This is a genomic window from Thermocoleostomius sinensis A174 (genome assembly GCF_026802175.1).
Lineage (GTDB): Bacteria > Cyanobacteriota > Cyanobacteriia > Elainellales > Elainellaceae > Thermocoleostomius > Thermocoleostomius sinensis.
The window spans coordinates 1,178,475-1,197,151 of the sequence record NZ_CP113797.1; the positions used below are offsets into that span (position 1 = coordinate 1,178,475).

Consider the following 18,677-nt stretch of genomic DNA (forward strand, 5'->3'; position numbering starts at 1 on the left):
GGAATTACCCTCCTATTCAGCATTGCAGGTTAGAGAACGAAACAGACAAGTGAACCAATGCTGCACGTCTGTTCAAACTAGTTCACTGTTCACTAACCTGCATCTATGCTCTGAGCTACTGCTTTGTTTCATTAAGTCTAGGTTAAGGAATGTTCTGCTTTGTGCCGTCTTCCTAGAGGGAGACTCTAAATAATTTCTGCCTAAAGTGGCAGAAACGCTAAATGTGCTGCTCCGAAGTATTCCCTATTCTCTCCACCCAGTGAATGGCATCGGCTACTCGATCGATTGTTTCATGAATTTGCTCTTCACTGTGCAGACAAGAAACAAAGAAGCGTAACCGGGCCGCATGGTAAGGAACCGATGGATATACCATTGGCTGAACATGAATACCTTGTGCCTGTAGGCGATGGGATAACTGCACGGCTTTGTGTGGTTCACCGACAATCACAGGAATAATCGGCGAATTGTGGCTAGCCCCTGTGTTAAGGTTGTGTTGTTTTGCTAAGGTTAAAAACAAATTGGCTCGATCGTGTAATTGTTTTACTCGTTCGGGTTCTTGCTTCAATAAGCGAATGGAAGCAAGGGCCGCCGCTGCGTTAGCTGGAGACATGCCCACGCTGAAGACAAATCCTGGTGCGGTATATTTCAGATAGGTGACGATCGCTTGGCTGGCGGCAATGTAGCCACCGCAGCTAGCGAATGATTTGCTCAGAGTTCCCATCCACAAATCTACCTGCGTTGAATCCATTTGAAAGTGTTCAGCGACGCCTCGACCCCGGTTTCCCAAGACTCCAATGGAATGGGCTTCATCTACCAGCAATAAGCTTTTGTAGTGGTGCTTTAGACTGACAATTTCTGGTAATGGTGCAATATCACCATCGGTACTATAAAGGCCCTCAATAGCGATTAAAGTTTTCTCATAATGGTGACGATGCTGGGACAAAATTTGTTCTAACGATTGCCAATCATTGTGAGGAAAATTCATTACAGCCGCCCCAGACAAGGCACAACCCTCGCGAATGCTGTTGTGGCTGAGGGCATCACAAAGAATCAAATCTCGTTCACCCAATAAGTGTCCAATCGTGGTGACGTTAGTGGAATGCCCGCCAACATAAGCAATGCAATCTTCAGTTCCTAGGAAGCTAGCAATTTCTTGTTCTAGTTCTCGGTGAATGGGGCGTTCTCCCGACACAACACGACTTGCGGAAACCGACGTACCATAGCGATCGATTGCAGCTTTCACTGCTTGAATTACGATCGGATCTCCTGACATGCCTAAATAGTTGTAGCTAGAGTAGTTAATTAAGGTTTGATCATTGACACAAGTTGTATCTCTAGCTGTTCCTTGTTGCACAACAAAGAAAGGATTGCCCAGTTCTTTTAGCCGATCTAAATCTTTTTGAAGATTTTGATATTCTATAGATTTATCAAACTGATAATATCCTTCAGGGATATACGATAACTGGGCTGAATGAAGTAGTAGAGGCAGAGCGGACTGAGTGGAGTTGGCTGATCGATCACTTTTGGATTCAATATGTTTGGATTGATTAGACTGATCTTGGTTTAATCGGTTGATTTTGTATATATCTGTCGATGAACTAGATGGAGACAAGTTTGATCCTGCAATGGTAATAGGGATTTCCAGGATAGTTTTCAGCAAATGGTTCGCCAATAATTCTACTGTGGGATAATCGAACGTCAGAGTCTGGGGAATGGTATAGTTCAAACTAGTTTGCAACCGATTATTAAATTCCACTGCCATAAGAGAATCCATGCCCAAATCAGCAAAATTCTCCTGTGGATCAATCAAGTCAGGGGAGCTAAATCCAAGTACTTTGGACAATTGCATCCGCAGATGATCTTGTAGTAGCAGCAATCGATCGCTCGGTCCCATCCTCTCAAGCTGTTGCAACAATTCCGATCGCGGTTGTGTCGTTGAGGCGGTTGAGGCAATCCGTGTGGTTGATGCCAAAGCTGACAGAAAAGTAGATGATGCCATTGGATTCGCCTCTAGAAATATTGCCCAGTCCACAGGCAAAACACCAACTTGAGTATGACGTTGTCTCAGTAGCGTTTCTAGCACCTGCAATCCTTGTTGTGGGTCAATTTGCTTCAGTCCTTGCGACGATAGTCGGGACTGATAGCGATCAGTCAACTCGGCTGCCATACCGCTCTTAGCCCAAGGTCCCCAGTTAATGCTCAGACCGGGTAGCCCGATCTGACGGCGATGGTGCATGAGCGCATCCATGAATGCATTCGCAGCCGCATAGCTACCCTGTCCGGGTGAGCCAAGCAGCGACGCGATCGAGGAAAAGCAAACAAAGAAGTCCAACGGCAGATTTTGCGAAGCTTGATGCAGATTCCATGTGCCCGTCACCTTAGGAGCCAAGACTTGCTGGAACCGCTGCCACGATAGCTGCTGCAAAACTCCATCATCCAGCACGCCTGCCGCGTGAATAATGCCCCGAATTGGCACAGTGGAGCTTAACAAACGATCGACTTCTTCCCGTTGCGATATATCAGCTTGAGCAATCACAATATTAGCTCCAGACTGCTCTAATTGCTGAATCGTTTGCATGGCTGAGGCTGAGGGCGATCGACGGCTAGCTAAAATTAAGTGCGTTGCGCCCTGCCGTACCAACCATTGCGCTACCTGCAATCCCAGCGCTCCTAATCCTCCTGTGATCAGATAACTACTCTCAGATTGGACAATCCACGCAGATGCAGGTGGGGGCACCGTCAGCACCACTTTGCCAATGTGCTTCGCTTGTGCCATATAGCGAAAAGCCGCAGGAGCCGATTCGATTGGAAACACCGTATGGGGTAACGGATGCAAGCTGCCCTGATCAAACAACGGCATCAAGGCTTGCAGCAGATCAGCGATCATTGCGGGAGTTTGACGCGCCACCTCCAGTAAATCGAACGGAAAATAGGCAACGTCCGATCGTGCTTGTCGTACCTGCTCGGTGCTCCAGATACCAATCTTGCCAATTTCGACAAAGCGCCCCTTGGGGGCAAGAATAGCCAAACTTTGGGCAATAAAATCCCCGTTGAGGCTATTTAGCACCACATCCACGCCACGTCCTTGGGTAAGACGCAAAATCTGATCGGCAAACTCCAAATCACGAGAATTGAATAGGTGGGTGATACCAATCGATCGCAAAAACTCCCATTTACTAGGGCTGGCGGTGGCGTAAATCTCTGCGCCCACCGATTTGGCTAGCTGTACTGCTGCTTGTCCCACGCCGCCGGCCGCTGCATGAATCAGTACCCGATCGCCCCGTTGCAATTTTGCCAACCGACATAGCCCATAGTAGGCCGTGAGAAATGTGGTAGGAATCGTGGCTGCGGCCACCGGACTTAGTGCGCGGGGTTTCCGTGCTACAAATCGGGCGTCTACCGTAACAAACTGCCCTAAACTGCCGATCGCGGGGGCTGCGATGATTTCATCACCAATCTGAAAATCCGTTACGCCTGCTCCCACCGCTACAACTCGTCCAGCACATTCGCCCCCAAACGGAATTTCATTGGCATTGACAACACCCACCTGTTCCAAGTGTGGCTTCAGCATTCCCAACGCATTCAGCACATCACGAAAATTCACACCCGCTGCACTGATTTGAATTTCGATTTCACCAGGTTGGGGCGATCGGCGATCGGTAGAAATAAGAGCTAGGTTGTCGAGCACGCCATCATTAGATGTTCCTAAGCGAAATGCAGGTGCATCAGGAATTTGAAGAGCGTTTCCAGGGGGATAATTGCGATCAAATGGAACCAACTGAGCAACATAGCGAACGCGGTTACGATAAGCAATTTGATTTGTCGAGATTACTTTTTTTGAATAATTATGATAGATTTCTTGTAAAATCAGAGCGACCAGAGATGAACCTGGATGTTGATTGTAAGATGCATCTATATCAACACAAACACAATTCAACTCTGGATGCTCTAGTTGAATCACTCGTCCTAAGCCCCAGATACTAGCTTGCTGAATTGATTGCCGCGGGGTAGTTACCATCAATGGCTCGGCCGTCACGCTTTGAGTTTCCTGTGTGATTAGCCACAATCGAGACAATCGTACAGATTTTGTCTGTCCCCAGGCTTGAATCAAATGAAGAATACTGCCACAACCCAATTCTTGAGCCGTTTGCAGCGCCAACAGCCCATCCTCATGACTGGTCTCACAAGATTCTGAATCTAAACTCCATAGGTGAATCACGCCGTAAGCATCTGCTGTGGTTGCAGATAAATTAGACAAATTGGTAAACAACTGCTGGAATTCAATCGCCTTAGTTGGATCAATTACGATCGGATCAATTGTCAACGACTGAGCCACGCGCTGTGGTAGCGAGGCTGAAGCAGAGGATTTCGCAAACACTAGCACACATCGATCGCCCTGTGCTTGTAGCTGATCAGCCAGTGTTGTACCAACGCCTTGCCGATCAGCAAAAATCAGCCAGTGTTGAGGCGTGCGAAAACCATCACGATTCTGATTGGTTTGTTGATCAGGCAGCGGTCGCGGTTGCCACTCTATTTGATAGAACCATTGCTCAGTAGTAACACTGGGCCACAATGGATTGGAACTAACTAACTGGTGCAGCGAAGCAAATGCCACGAATTGCAAGGTTAGTCCTTCAATTTCAGCGACGATCGCGCCTAATTCATTGAATAGCTGTAAATTCGCTTTCAAAGATCCAGCATAAGAGCCATTTGTAGCGGGTTCAAGCGTCACATGACTCCACGCACTTTTTCCGGCAGGGCGATACACCTGTAATCGATCGATACTAGTAGGTAAATAGGTGCCGCGATCGAGGGGGGGTAAGATAGCAGCAATCGTTTGAAAACAGGCATCTAGTACAGTTGGGTGAAGGTAGTAACAATCGGTATCCGTTCGGGTATCTGGCAACTGAATTTGGCTGAATGCTTGTCCAGCTTTATGCCAAAGTTGAATGATTCCTTGAAATTTCTCACCGTAGTGTAATCCTTGATTTCGTAATTGTTGATAGTAACTATCTCGATCGACCGCAGAATTAGAAAAGCTTGTTCTAAGTTCCGCGAAATGCATTGCCGATTTTGATGGTTTTTCATGAGTTGCGATCGTTCCAGTTGCATGACAAGTTGCCGTGTCAGCTTGATTCAAATCAGCGTCAAAACTGAAAATCTTAAATAAATATCTTGTGCCCTCTGGAGCAAGCAAAATTTGTATAGTTGTGAATGTCGATGAATGCAGCAACAAGGGTTGTTCGATCGTTAATCGTTCGATTGTCAATTGTTCCGTCTTCATCACCTGCTGGCCTGCGGCTAATGCCATCTCGACGTAAGCGGCGGCTGGAAAGACGGGTTGCCCTAGCACGCAATGATCGCGCAAATACGTGGGATGTTGGGCACTGACTTGAACCTGAAAACGCAACTCTGAGCTTCCAGCTAATAGCAACCGCTCTCCCAACAATGGATGAAATGATGTTAGTTCATTATTTGATTGCGATCGATTTCGCATTCCCGGTAATATCGCTTCGTCCCACCAGTAACGCTGGCGTTGAAATGGATAAGTTGGAATAGGTAGAATCTGTTGAGTGGTATTAGTATTATTCGTCAATTGAGTCCAATCAATTGGAGCACCATTTCCATATAGAATTCCTAAACTTTGCAATAGCGTTTGTTCATCGGATTGCCCAGGACGAAGACTCGGTAGCCAAATTTTCTCAGGCTGTGGTAAACAGCCCCGCGCCAATCCTAAAAGCGTTGGACTAGCACCAATCTCCAGAAATACTTGATAGTTCTGTTGATGTAGGGTATTCATACCGCGACTAAATTGCACAGGCTGACGAATGTGCTGACACCAGTAGTCAGGTGTTGCAACGTCGCCAGTAATGAATTGCCCTGTAACATTCGATACTATTGGCAACTTAGGCACATCATACTTCACCTTAGCTGCTACTTTGGCAAACTCAGCTAATATCGGTTCCATCAACGGAGAGTGGAAAGCATGGGAGACATTCAGACGAGTGGTTTTGATACCTTGAGTTTGAAGCGTGTGTTCAATCGCCGTAATTGCCTCTTGATGTCCTGAAATGACTGTGCTATGCAATCCATTCAAGGCTGCGATCGACACAGTAGAATGATTGACAAGATGTGATCGAACCGTGGTTTCATCCGCTAGAACCGATAGCATTGCCCCATTTTGAGGTAATGCTTGCATCAAGCGCCCGCGTGCCGCAATTAGTTTCAATCCATCCTTCAAGCTGAAGACTCCTGCCACACATGCCGCGACGTATTCCCCAACACTGTGCCCCATAACAGCCGCTGGTATAATCCCCCACGATCGCCACAATTCCACCAAAGCATACTCAATCGCGAAAAGGGCTGGCTGCGTGTAAATTGTTTGATTTAAAGTAGTCGCTGAATCAGTAATAAAATGATTCTTTTTGCTGTTCTGTTTCTTTTCTTTCTTTTTGGGTTTTTTGTTTACAAGATTGAGATCTGGGTAAAGCACAGATAGCAACGATCGATCGAGTTCCGATTGCAAAATGGCATCACAGCGATCGAGCGCTTGGCGAAATACAGGTTCTGTCTCATATAATTGCCGCCCCATGTCTACATACTGTGAACCTTGTCCTGTGAATAAAAACACCAGTCGTGGTGCTCCGTCCGTTGTCACATGATGAAAGACACTGGCTGCTTCAACACCAGTTGCAAACGCACTCAACTGCTGCTGTAACTGCTCCACCGATTCCGTCACCACCGCCAGCCGATGCTGAAATCTCGATCGCTTTGTATTTGCCGTAAAACACAGATCATCGATCGTTGTTTCTGGATGGGCTTGCAGAAACTGAACATAGCGCTGCGCCATCTCTCTCAACGCCGCCTCATTCTTTGCAGAAAGCGTTAACAGATGCCAACCCCGATGCCTGTTTCCTGTCCCCTGTTCCCTTTTTCTTTGCCTAACTGGCGCAGCCTCCACGACCACGTGCGCATTCGTGCCACCAAAGCCAAAGGAATTTACTCCTGCTAAAGCTGGCTTAGATTGAGGGGTCCAGGGCGCAAGTTTCGTCTGTACGCGCAACGGCAAGGTTGCAAAATCGACCTGTGGATTGGGAGTATTAAAGTGTAAGCTGGGCGGAATTTGACCCTGTTTCAGCGATAATGCTACTTTAATCAAGCCAGCTACCCCTGCGGCGGTTTCTGTATGACCAATGTTTGTTTTCACCGAGCCGATCGCACACGGGCAATTGGGTGCACGTCCGTCAGACAGCACGGCTCCTAACGCTTTAAGTTCAATCGGATCACCCAGTTTAGTTCCAGTTCCGTGGGCTTCCACATACTGCACTTGTCCGGGCGACACTCCAGCTTTGCGGTAGGCTTCGCGCAACACGGCGACTTGGGCGATTGGGTTAGGAGCGGCCATGCCATTACTGAAGCCGTCTTGGTTCACCGCACTGCCGCGAATAACGGCATAAATTGGATCGCCATCCCGCAAAGCTTGCGACACGGGTTTTAGAACAACAACCCCTGCGCCTTCACTGCGCACATAGCCATCGGCACTGGCATCAAAGCTTTTGCAGCGCCCCGCAGATGACATAAAACCGCCCTTGCTAAAACCGATCGTCACGGTAGGCAGCAGCAACACATTCACACCACCTGCCAAAGCCAGCGTTGATTCACCACACCACAAACTTTGACAGGCCAAATGCACCGCTACCAGTGATGACGAACAAGCCGTATCGATCGCTAAACTCGGCCCTTTAAAATCGAACACATAGGAAATGCGATTGGCCGCAATACAGTTGCCCGTTCCCGTTGTGGCATAGGGATCATTGACCGGATCTTGCCACAGCATAATTGAATAATCGTGCGTCCCAATACCGATGAACACCCCTGTCTGAGAGCCGCGTAACTGCTCAGGAATCTGTCCTGCATCTTCCAAGGCTTCCCACGCTACTTCCAACAACAATCGCTGCTGTGGGTCCATACTGTAGGCTTCACGGGGAGCAATGCCAAAAAACTGTGGATCAAATCGATCGATCTGCGGCAAGAAACCGCCCCAGCGCGTATTGGTTTTGTTGGGCTGCGATCGATCGGAATCATAAAACCGATCGACTTCCCAGCGCGACGGAGGCACTTCTTCAATCGCGTCGATGCCATCTCGCAACAGTTGCCAGAACGCATGAGGCGACTCTGCGCCCGGATAACGGCATCCAATTCCAGTAATGGCGATCGGTTCTAGGGGCATGGGGATCAGTGGTTGAATTGACAATAATCAAAAATCAATTCTCACCACAAATCCTGAACATAATTCAGATCTTATAAATCTTTAAAGCTGTGAGGAGTTTCTCGTCATCCTGCTTGTCTGTAGCTTCACCAATCCATCAAGCGTGTTATTCAACAAATAGTGCAGAATCCTGCTTAGGTATAACTTGTCTGTGCAGAAATCGTCCGATGGGGAGGTGATCTAGCCAAATCTAACTCGATAACGTTATAGCGAAGGAATAAAAAAGAGCGAAACGTTTCATGGCACTGAACCAAAAATTCTTTAATCTCCCTTTTCATAAGCAGTTGAAGGGAATGGCAATTGGGCTGCTAGTTGCGGGTGTTGCGCTTGGCTGTTCCCCAACTCCGACGCAAACCGTTGAACCTGAGGCTGATACATCTGCGCCAACTGCACCTCAACCAAATACTGCCGTACAGCCAACTGCACCAAATTCCGATGTTGCTCAATCGCCTGCCACAACCGATCGGCAAGCCTTAATTGATCAGTTACTATCTACTCGCCAGTGCCAGGGATGCGACCTGCGAGGAGCGAGATTAGAAGCGGCAGACTTAAGTGGAGTAGACTTGAGCAACGCCATTTTGATCGATGCTGATTTAGAAAGGGCAAACCTCAGCAACGCCAACCTGAGCGGAGCCGATCTAACCTCAGCTGACCTAGAGAATGCTAATTTGACAGGAGCCAATCTCAATGGGGTCAATTTCACCAACGCCGATTTAGAGGATGCTAATCTGACTAATGCAGATGTGACAGGAGCAAACTTCACTGGAGCCGACCTGGACGGTGTGATTGGGCTTAATCGCTAAGGCTGAAGTCTAACGATCAGAGCACAATCAAAGCACAATAGCAATGTCTGTTCGCCCTAAGTTTGGTCGATTTGACAGTTTAGCAACTTGGATGGCTGAAGCTCCACCGACGCCATCGGGATCGAAGAACAACACACCTGCCGATCGATCGTAAATAAACCGATCACGGCTATCAGTGGCGCGACTCCCCAAAACGAATTGATGGGACTTGATTTTCCCCCGATTCAAGTCGCGCCCAAATCCTTGCCGAGAAATTTGAATCGTGTCATCCGCTGGATTGAAGTCTTTAATGGTATCGCGGCTTTTTTTCGCTTGCAAAATCACAAAGCGATCCTTGCCCTTCCCCCCAGCGAGTACATCTCGACCGCTGCCCCCGATTAGCCGATCGTCGCCCTTGCCCCCGATTAGCCGATCGTTGCCATTACCGCCCTGCAAAACATCGTTGCCATCACCACCCAGCAAGCGATCGTTGCCACCCAGCCCCAGTAGGATGTCATTGCCGCCATTGCCAAGCAACTGGTTATTCATCGCATTTCCCGTAAGAGCGTTGTTGAGGTCGTTGCCTGTACCAACCATCGCTGTACCGGTCAGAATTAAATCGTCTAGTGGTGATGCCAATGTCCAATTTACGGACGCCATCACAGTCTCAAAGCCACCGTTCACGTCTTCAACAATGACATCCCTCACACTATCAACCACGTAAGTATCATCGCCGAACCCACCCATTAGCGTATCGTCACCAGCGCCGCCATCCAAGCGATCGTGACCCGCATTGCCAATCAGAACATCATTGCCACTGCCGCCAACCAGCACGTCATTTCCGCGTCCACCCGTTAAATGGTTGCTGCGACGATCGCTGCCCAGCATGGTAACACTGCCCGTAAACCTACTGAAATCGAACCATTCAAACTGAGTGATAGTGGTGTTACCTGTGAGGATACCACTGAGTTGATTCACCGGATTATCGACCTGCACCCAGGCTGTCCCGGCTCCATCTTGCAGCACAAACGTATCCAGACCATCTCCACCGCTGATTTGATCGTTCTGTTGCAGGTAATCTAGAATGGAAAATAGGGTATCATTGCCAGCTTGGGTGTTGATTAAGTCTGTGGCTGGGGTCGTCACCAGTTGATCATCATTGGGAGTACCCTGATTCAACAGATTCACTGGCGTTAGTTGCACCGTTGTCTCGGCTGGTTCGCTACGAACTGTGCCATCACTGACCGAAAACACAACCGTTCGTGTGGTGCGATCGGGTGTAGGCGAGGAATTGTAATAGCGAACGCTGCGCAAAACCCCTAAATACGTGGCAAGGGAAGCAATGCCGTTCAGGTTGAGGGTGGAGCGTTGACGATCGTAGCGGGCTGTAATCCCAGTATTCTGGATCTCAACGAGTAGTTCTTCGGTTTGCCAGTTGTGCGGATTAGTGATCACGACTTGCGCTGAAGTTAATACAGAGCCATTGGGATGGGTGAGTCGGGCATCGGATGATACGATCGACACCGCCGGGCCGGTCACCACAAAGGTGCTACGAAAGTCGAGTCCATTGTCTGCGCCGTTGAGATCCAACACAGGTAGCGTTAGGCGGCGATCGAAGCGAATTGGGATGGCTGCTGTGTGGCTAGGCGTGATCCCATCTGTCACCGTCAGTTCCACTATGCGGAAAGCAGGAGTGGGGACGGTGCTGAGGTTAGCATATTGGATTGAACGTAGCGCTGTTCGGTAATGCCTCAGGGAAGCTGTTCCCGTCAGGCTTAATACCCCCGTAGCGCTGTTGAAGCGGCCGGTGATGCCGTTTTGATCTTGAAACAACAGTCGATCTTCGCCGGGAAGATATCCGTTGATGACGAGCGTAGCGCCCGTAAGATTGGTGTGATCGGCATCGCGCAAGTTTAGCCCCGGATCGAGGGTGATGGTGCGGGTAGATTCAGTAACGAGGACAGACTGAACAGATGGGATAACAATCGGGGCATCGTTGACAGAGACCACTTGCAGCAATCGAGTGGCGACAACGCTAGTGGCAGTGCCATCAGTGACGGTCACGCGAATGGTGCGGCTTTTGGTATCCGGGTTCTCACTACTGTTGGCGTAGGTGATTGATCGCAGCGCTTGCTGATATTGGGCGATCGAGGCAGTTCCTGTCAGGGTGAGAATGCCGCTGGCAAAGCTGCCACGAATCCCGTTCTGATTGACAAAGTGAAGGCGATCTTGATTGGCGACGTAGCCTTCCAGGACGATCGTGGCTCCGGTTAAGTTGCCGCTGTCGTCGATTACCCGCATGGCAGCATCGAGGGCGATCGGACTAGCGTTTTCGCGATAGATCAAGACGTGATCGGTCAAGTTAACCACTGGAACCGAATTGGCGGGCAATAGGCGAACGGTGCGACTAGCCGGGCTACTGCTGGCTTCTCCATCTGATACCGAAAACTGAATCGTGCGGATTGTTTGACTGGGATTGTTGCGGCTGTTACTGTAGGCGATCGATCGCAGTACCGCCTGATAGGTGGTGACGGGGGCGCGTCCCGTGAGCAGCAGGGTTCCCGTAGCGTTATTGAAAATGGCGCCAATATTGCGATCGGGGCTGGTAAACTCCAGGCGATCCTGTCCGGCTACATAACCATTGATGGTAACGGTAGCGCTTTCTAAAAAGAGGCTATCTTCGTCACGCACGGTGAGGTCAGCATCGATCATCAGCGTTCCAGCATTTTCTGGGTAGGTCAATTCTCCGGTGGAGGTGGTGACAATCGGCGCGTCGTTGATTGGGACGATGCGAATCGTGCGAGTGGCAACGCGGCTAGTGACCTCACCATCGGTGACAGTAACGCGAATTAACCGATCGCCCGTACCCGGATTGTGACCATTGTGGATATATTGGATCGATCGTAGCGCCGTCTGATAAGCCTCGATTGTAGTCGTGCCCGTTAGTCTGAGAATTCCCGTCGTTGGGTCAAAGCTGCCGTTGATTGCTCCTTGATTAGTGAACAGTAACCGATCGCCCGCCCGGTAGCCGCCAATGGTGATCGTAGCTCCAGCAAGGGTAGCACTGTCGGGATCTCGTACCAGAATTGCTGCATCGACCAGAATTGCATCGCTGTCTTCGGTGTAGGTCAGTACATCTGACGCCGTTGTCACAATCGGCGCTTCGTTGACGTTGTTGATGGTGATAGTGAACTCTTTGTCGAAACTGAGACCGCCGCGATCGGTAGTGCGAACTTTGATGCGGTAACTGGGCTTCGTTTCAAAATCGGGGTTAGCCCGAAGAATCAGCTTATTGCCGCTGATGATAAAGGCGCTGTTGTCCTGAAAGCCTGAAACAAGACTGTAAGTATGGCTGTCACCAGCATCTTGATCGATCGTGCTGAAAGTTCCTACTTCACTATTGTCACCGACATTTTCGTTGAGTTGGGCATTGCTGAGCCGTAGATCGCTGGGGGCATCGTTGACGTTGTTGATGGTGATAGTGAACTCTTTGTCGAAACTGAGACCGCCGCGATCGGTAGTGCGAACTTTGATGCGGTAACTGGGCTTCGTTTCAAAATCGGGGTTAGCCCGAAGAATCAGCTTATTGCCGCTGATGATAAAGGCGCTGTTGTCGGCAAATGTAGCACTGTCGATCAGGCTATAGCTGTGGCGATCGTCCGCATCAGGATCGATGGTGCTGAAGCTGTCCACTTCCGCATTGACTCCCACATTCTCATTCAGTTGAGTGTTGCTGAGAGTAAGGTTGGTGGGGGCATCATTGCCATCCAGGACAGTGATCGTGAATTCTTTCTCGAAAAACAGCCCGTCGCCATCGGTGGTGCGCAGTTTGATCCGGTAGCTGGATTTGGCTTCAAAATTAGGGGAATTAATTAGAATCAGTTGATTGCCATTGATGCGAAAAGCACTGTTATCGGGTAAATTCCCCACGAGTGTATAGGTATGGCGATCGCCCAGATCGAGGTCGATGGTGCTGAGGCTGCCGACTGCAACATTATCGGCCACGTCCTCGCTGACTTGCGTGTTGCTGAGCCGCAGATCGGTAGGGGGACGATCGAGGCGATCGTTGACTGTGATCGTAAATTCTTTGTCGAAAAATAGCCCTTCCGCATCAGTGGTGCGGATTTTGATGCGATAGCTGGGCTTAACTTCAAAGTTGGGCGATTGCCGCACTATCAAGCGGTTGCCGCTAACTGCAAACGCACTGTTATCACCAAACCCGTTAATCAAACTGTAGGTATGGGTATCGTCTAGATCGGGATCAGTCGTTGTCAGCGTGCCGACGGTGACATTATCGCCCACGTTCTCATCGACATCGGTGCGGCTGAGGCTAAGGTTCGTGGGAGCATCATTGCGATCGTCTACAGTAATGGTGAACGTGCGATCGAAAAATTTGCCGCCCGCATCGGTGGTACGAACTCTGATCGTGTAGATAGGTTTGACTTCAAAGTTGGGGGAGTTGATCAGCACCAATCGATTGCCGTCAATACGAAAGGCGCTGTTGTCAGGGAGATTGCCGATCAGGGTATAGGTATGGGTGTCGTTGCGATCGGGGTCGGTGGTGGTAAACGTGCCCACTGTATGGTTATTGGCAACGTCTTCATTGACGCGGGTGTTACTTAAGTTCAGTCCGATCGGTGTTTCGTTGGTGTTGTCGATCGTGATCGTGAATTCTTTTTCAAAGAACAGCCCGTCGCCATCGGTGGTGCGCAGTTTGATCCGGTAGCTGGATTTGGTTTCAAAGTCAGGGGCATCTCTCAAGATCAGCTTGTTGCCCTCTAGTCGGAAGGCGCTGTTATCCGGTAAATTACCCACCAGCAAATAGGTATGTCGATCGCCCACATCCGGATCGGTGGTCGTCAGCGTACCCACTTCAGCATTGCTGCCTGCGTCCTCATCAAGGCGGCTATTGCTTAGCGTCAGGTCAGAGGGGGGGCGATCGGGGCGATCGTTTACAGTAATGGTAAATTCGCGTTCAACAAACCGACCGCCGCTGTCGGTTGAACGAAGCTTGATCCGGTAACTGGGCTGAGCTTCAAAGTTGGGCGATCGCAGCACAATTAGCCGATTACCATCGATACGAAAGGCGGCATTATCGGGATAAATGCTGTTGTTGACAAACGTGTAGGTGTGGGTATCACCTCGATCGGGATCAACGGTGCTGAGGGTAGCTACCGTGAAATTATCCCCCACGTTCTCATCCACGTTGGTTCTGCTGAGATTCAGCGCGGTGGGCGTTTCCCCTGTGTCTTGGACGGTGATGGTGAAGGTACGGTTGAGGCTTTTACCGCCTGCATCTGTCGTACGAACTCTGATAGTGTATTCAGATTTCGTCTCAAAATCGGGCGAGTTGATCAGAATGAGCTTGTTGCCCTCAATCCGAAACGCCGCGTTGTCAGGATAGGTGCTGTTACTGGTGAAGGTATAGGTATGGGTATCATTGCGATCGGGATCAGTGGTAGCAAACGTACCAATTTCAGTATTCTCTCCCGCATTTTCCGCCACCGTGCTGTTACTGAGCACCAGAGCAGTAGGGGCTTCGTTGACGTTCTCCACCACGATCGTAAAGGTCTGCTCCCAGAACAGATTGTCATCATCGGTAGAGCGTACCTTAATGCGGTAACTCGGCTTCGTTTCAAAATCGGGCGAGTTGATCAGAATGAGCTTGTTGCCCTCAATCCGAAACGCCGCATTGTCGGGGAAATCTGACGTTCCAACAAAAGTATAGGTGTGTTGCGTATCATCAGGATCGGTGGTGCTGAAACGACCAATTTCCTGATTGTTGCCTGAGTTCTCGACGATGCGATCGTTGCTAAGGCTGATGCCGGTAGGACGACCAGAAATTGTATCGTTGACGGTGATCGTAAAAGTACGATCGAGGAATTTGCCGCCTGCGTCGGTAGTACGGACTTTGATGATGTATTCAGGCTTGGTCTCAAAGTTCGGCGAGTTAATCAGGATCAGCTTATTATTCTCAATCCGAAACGCCGCATTGTCGGCAAAGTTGGTGCTGTCAATCAGCGTATAGGTATGGGTATCGCCTGCATCTGGATCGGTGGTTTCAAACGTACCAACCGTAAAGTTATTGGGGATACCTTCGTTAACTTCGGTATTGTCTAAGCTGAGTGCGGTGGGCGTTTCATTGACATTGGTAATACGAATGGTAAATTCTCGCTCAATAAATAGTCCCGCTCTATCCGTTGTGCGAACCTTAATTCGATACCGATTTTGTACTTCAAAATTTGCCGAGTTAATTAGAACTAGTTTGTTTCCTTCAATCCTAAATGCTGAATTATCAGGATAGGCAGTCGATTCCGCAAAAGTGTAAGTATGGGTATCGCCTGCATCCGCATCAGTGGTTGAAAAAACGCCAATTTCTTTATTGTTTCCGGTATTCTCAGCAATTCGATCGTTGCTTAACGTCAAATTCGTAGGAGCGTTAGCTGCTGTGCGATCGACTGTAATTGTGAACGTGCGGGTAAAACTAGCTCCCCCAGCATCGGTGGTACGAACTTGAATCTGATAGGAATTTTTGCCCGATGGCGGTGGACTGATGAGAATCAGCTTATTGTTCTCAATTCGAAAGGCAGCATTGTCTGGGTTGGTGCTGGTATTGACGAGGGCGTAGGTATGGGTGTCGTTGCGATCGGGGTCGGTAGTGGTAAAACTGCCCACCTCGAAATTACTGCCGACGTTCTGATTCACCGTCGTTTTGCTTAGCGTCAGGTTCGTGGGCGCTTCGTTGACATTTGTGACTTGGATCGTGAAATCCTTTTTGAAGCGCAACCCCTCGGCATCGGTGACAGCAATGCGAATGTTGTAGGTGTCCTTGGTTTCAAAATCCAGCCCAGCATTCACCACCAGCTTGTTGTTGACAATCCGGAACGCTCCGTTGTCGGCTAAGTTGTCTACTAATGAGTAAGTTAGACCCGACGGGCCTTCAGGATCTGTGCCGGTCAGCGTGCCAATCTCTGTGCCGATCGCCGCATTTTCCGCCACAACCGTATTGCTTAGGGTCAAATTCGTCGGTGCTTCGTTGACATTCAGTGTGGTGATGGTCAGGTCTTTCGTCAGCGTGCCGCCCCTGCCATCATCGGTTTTGATCCGAACGGTATAAGTGGGCTTGGTTTCATAATCCAGCGGACCATTGACTCGTAGTTGATATTGTCCCGTGCTGAGTCTGACGATTTTGAATGTGGCATTGTCCACCGCACCCGCCACCAGGGTGTAGGTATGAGTATCGCTTGTATCTGGATCGATCGTGCTGAGGGTACCGATTACCGTCTCTACCGCTGCATCTTCACGGACTTGGCTAGCACTTAAGCGAATATCCGTAGGGGTACGATTGGCCGTAGACGGAACCGTAAACCGACGAGCAAACACACCATTTCCTTGATCACTCGTTGCAGGATTGCCAGTAGTCTGATCTTCACTCGTCCAGCCGATGATGAAATTACCGTTGCCATCGATCGCGATCGACGAAAACTCTTGGTTTCGCAGCGTGTAGGCATTGGCCGAAAAGACCCCTTCCCCCCCCTGATCGCGATCGAGCACATTGCCGTTGGCGTCATAACGACGGTAGAGAACATCATTGCCACTGCCCGAAACTGCACTTGTCCAGGTAATGGTATAGTTGCCGTTGGCATCCATCGCCACCGCCGAATATTGCTGGCTGCCACTAACAACATGGTTGACTCGCACATCGGCTACATCTTTCTCAATGCGCTTATTGGCAGCAGACTCATCAATTTTGAAGCGACGCGCATAGACCCCCCACCCGTTGCCATCCTGACCGTCACTTGACCAAGTGATGACAAAATCGCCGTCGGCATCGATCGCTACACTAGGATGCTTCTGATCGTTGGTCGTGTAGGTATTAACGCGAAACTCTCCCCCCAATTTGTCGCCATTCGCCGCGAAGATTTGAGCATAGATCCCCGATCGACTGCCGTCTTGCCCCTCACTTTCCCACACCACCACAAACCGCCCTTGGGCATCGACTGCGACTGATGAATTGCGCTGATCGCCCGTTGTAGTGCTGTTGACTAGAATTTCAGGTCCTAGAGCAGCACCCGTGGCACTATAGAGGCACGTGTAGACATCGGAGTGATTATGGGTTCGTGATGTCCAGGTAACAATGAACCGTCCGTCCGCCAGAGTAGCAATATCTGAATCTTCCTGATTGCCCGTCGTCGTCGTGTTGACCAAAAATGTTGATCCCTGTGTGGCTCCAGTGCGGCTGAAGCGTTGAGCGAACACCCCAAACCCATCGCGATCGAGTGGTTGATAGAAGGCATAGCTAGACCATGTGACGATAAAATCCCCATCCGCATCCATCGCCACCGCCGCCGAAATTTGATCGCCTGTCACCACATGCCCCTGATTCACTAAAATCGGGCCACCTTGCGCCACGCCATCTTTGTTGTAGCGTTGGGCATACACACCCCAGCCCACGGGTTCAGCGGGATCATCCTGCCCTTGGCTTGACCACACCACCACAAAATTTCCCTCGGCATCGGCAGCAACAGCGCGAGTCGTGCGATGATCGGTTGAGGAAAAAGGCCCGTAAGTAACCTGACTATTTTCGGTAGTCGTATTTACTCTGAATTCATTACCGGGAGTGGCTGGCATGGTATGAATTCCCCTCAGCGTGACAGCAGGACATAGTGAATTGGTGAATCAATCCCTATAAGCAGGCTACCCATTGAAGTCAAATCAGTTACACATCGAGTACAGAACTTCGGTATTAATAGATGACAAAGAGACCGGAAAATGATCGATTTCTGACCATTTTGACGGTTGTTTTAAACGGTTAAAAAGACAAGCTATGATAAGGGACTAGACCTACGGTTAACGTGATTAAATAAACAGCTTTACGGATGACATTCAGCGATTCGTTAGAAAACCTCGGTAAAGCAATTTGTCGTATCTGTAATTTTGCTTATTTCTCAGAAAGGATGGTGACGGATGAAACATACACTTTCCGTATTAGTAGAAGACGAAGCTGGCGTTTTAACTCGTATTGCAGGATTGTTTGCTCGGCGAGGCTTTAATATTGAAAGCCTTGCTGTTGGCCCAGCTGAACAGGTAGGAATCTCTCGAATTACGATGGTGGTTCCGGGGGATGATCGCGCCATCGAACAGGTGACCAAACAGCTTTATAAACTTATCAATGTTATTAAAGTGCAAGATATTACCGAAGTGCCGTGTGTCGAACGAGAACTGATGCTGCTGAAGGTAAATGCCACCAGTACCAATCGATCGGAAATTATCGAACTAGCACAAATTTTTCGGGCCCGAGTTGTCGATGTAGCTGAAGATTCCTTGACCCTGGAAGTGGTTGGTGATCCTGGGAAAATGGTGGCGATCGTGCAAGTTTTGAATCGGTTTGGTTTGCGAGAAGTAGCCCGTACTGGAAAAATTGCCTTGATGCGAGAATCAGGAGTAAATACAGAATACCTCAAGTCTCTAGAAGCACGAGTATAGGGGAAATTAGGGGCATTGTGACCTGTGGGCACTGTCCCCAATCCCCTTAACTCTCAATTCTTTGGGTTTTACCACATCAGTTGTTAACCAAGCGATTGACCGGAGAGCGCTGGCAGAAATGTTCAACCTACCATATTTTA

Annotated in this window: 4 protein-coding genes; 2 read left to right on the forward strand and 2 right to left on the reverse strand. The window is 49.4% G+C overall.

Annotated features, from left to right (window positions below; all coding sequences use genetic code 11):
• Nucleotides 1–217 precede the first annotated feature (217 nt).
• Nucleotides 218–8,230 (reverse strand): type I polyketide synthase, encoded by an 8,013-nt coding sequence (locus OXH18_RS05185; protein WP_268611342.1) that lies wholly within the window; start codon nt 8,228–8,230, stop codon nt 218–220.
• Nucleotides 8,231–8,508: 278 nt separating this feature from the next.
• Between OXH18_RS05185 and OXH18_RS05190 the strand changes: the two genes are divergently transcribed.
• On the forward strand, nt 8,509–9,072 hold the full coding sequence (locus OXH18_RS05190; RefSeq protein ID WP_268611343.1) for a pentapeptide repeat-containing protein: 564 nt from the start codon (nt 8,509–8,511) through the stop codon (nt 9,070–9,072).
• A 27-nt stretch (nt 9,073–9,099) separates the two neighbouring features.
• Here OXH18_RS05190 and OXH18_RS25160 read toward each other — a convergent pair whose 3' ends face one another.
• On the reverse strand, nt 9,100–17,682 hold the full coding sequence (locus tag OXH18_RS25160) for a cadherin domain-containing protein (RefSeq protein ID WP_290428436.1): 8,583 nt from the start codon (nt 17,680–17,682) through the stop codon (nt 9,100–9,102).
• A gap of 336 nt (nt 17,683–18,018) precedes the next feature.
• Between OXH18_RS25160 and ilvN the strand changes: the two genes are divergently transcribed.
• On the forward strand, nt 18,019–18,537 hold the full coding sequence (gene ilvN, locus OXH18_RS05210) for an acetolactate synthase small subunit (protein ID WP_268611344.1): 519 nt from the start codon (nt 18,019–18,021) through the stop codon (nt 18,535–18,537).
• Nucleotides 18,538–18,677: the final 140 nt, after the last annotated feature.

Excerpts from the sequence above, each read along its gene's own strand:
- OXH18_RS05185 (WP_268611342.1), bottom strand. The coding sequence starts at position 8,230 with ATGCCCCTAGAACCGATCGCCATTACTGGAATTGGATGCCGTTATCCG.
- OXH18_RS05190 (WP_268611343.1), top strand. The coding sequence starts at position 8,509 with ATGGCACTGAACCAAAAATTCTTTAATCTCCCTTTTCATAAGCAGTTG.
- OXH18_RS25160 (WP_290428436.1), bottom strand. The coding sequence starts at position 17,682 with ATGCCAGCCACTCCCGGTAATGAATTCAGAGTAAATACGACTACCGAA.
- ilvN (WP_268611344.1), top strand. The coding sequence starts at position 18,019 with ATGAAACATACACTTTCCGTATTAGTAGAAGACGAAGCTGGCGTTTTA.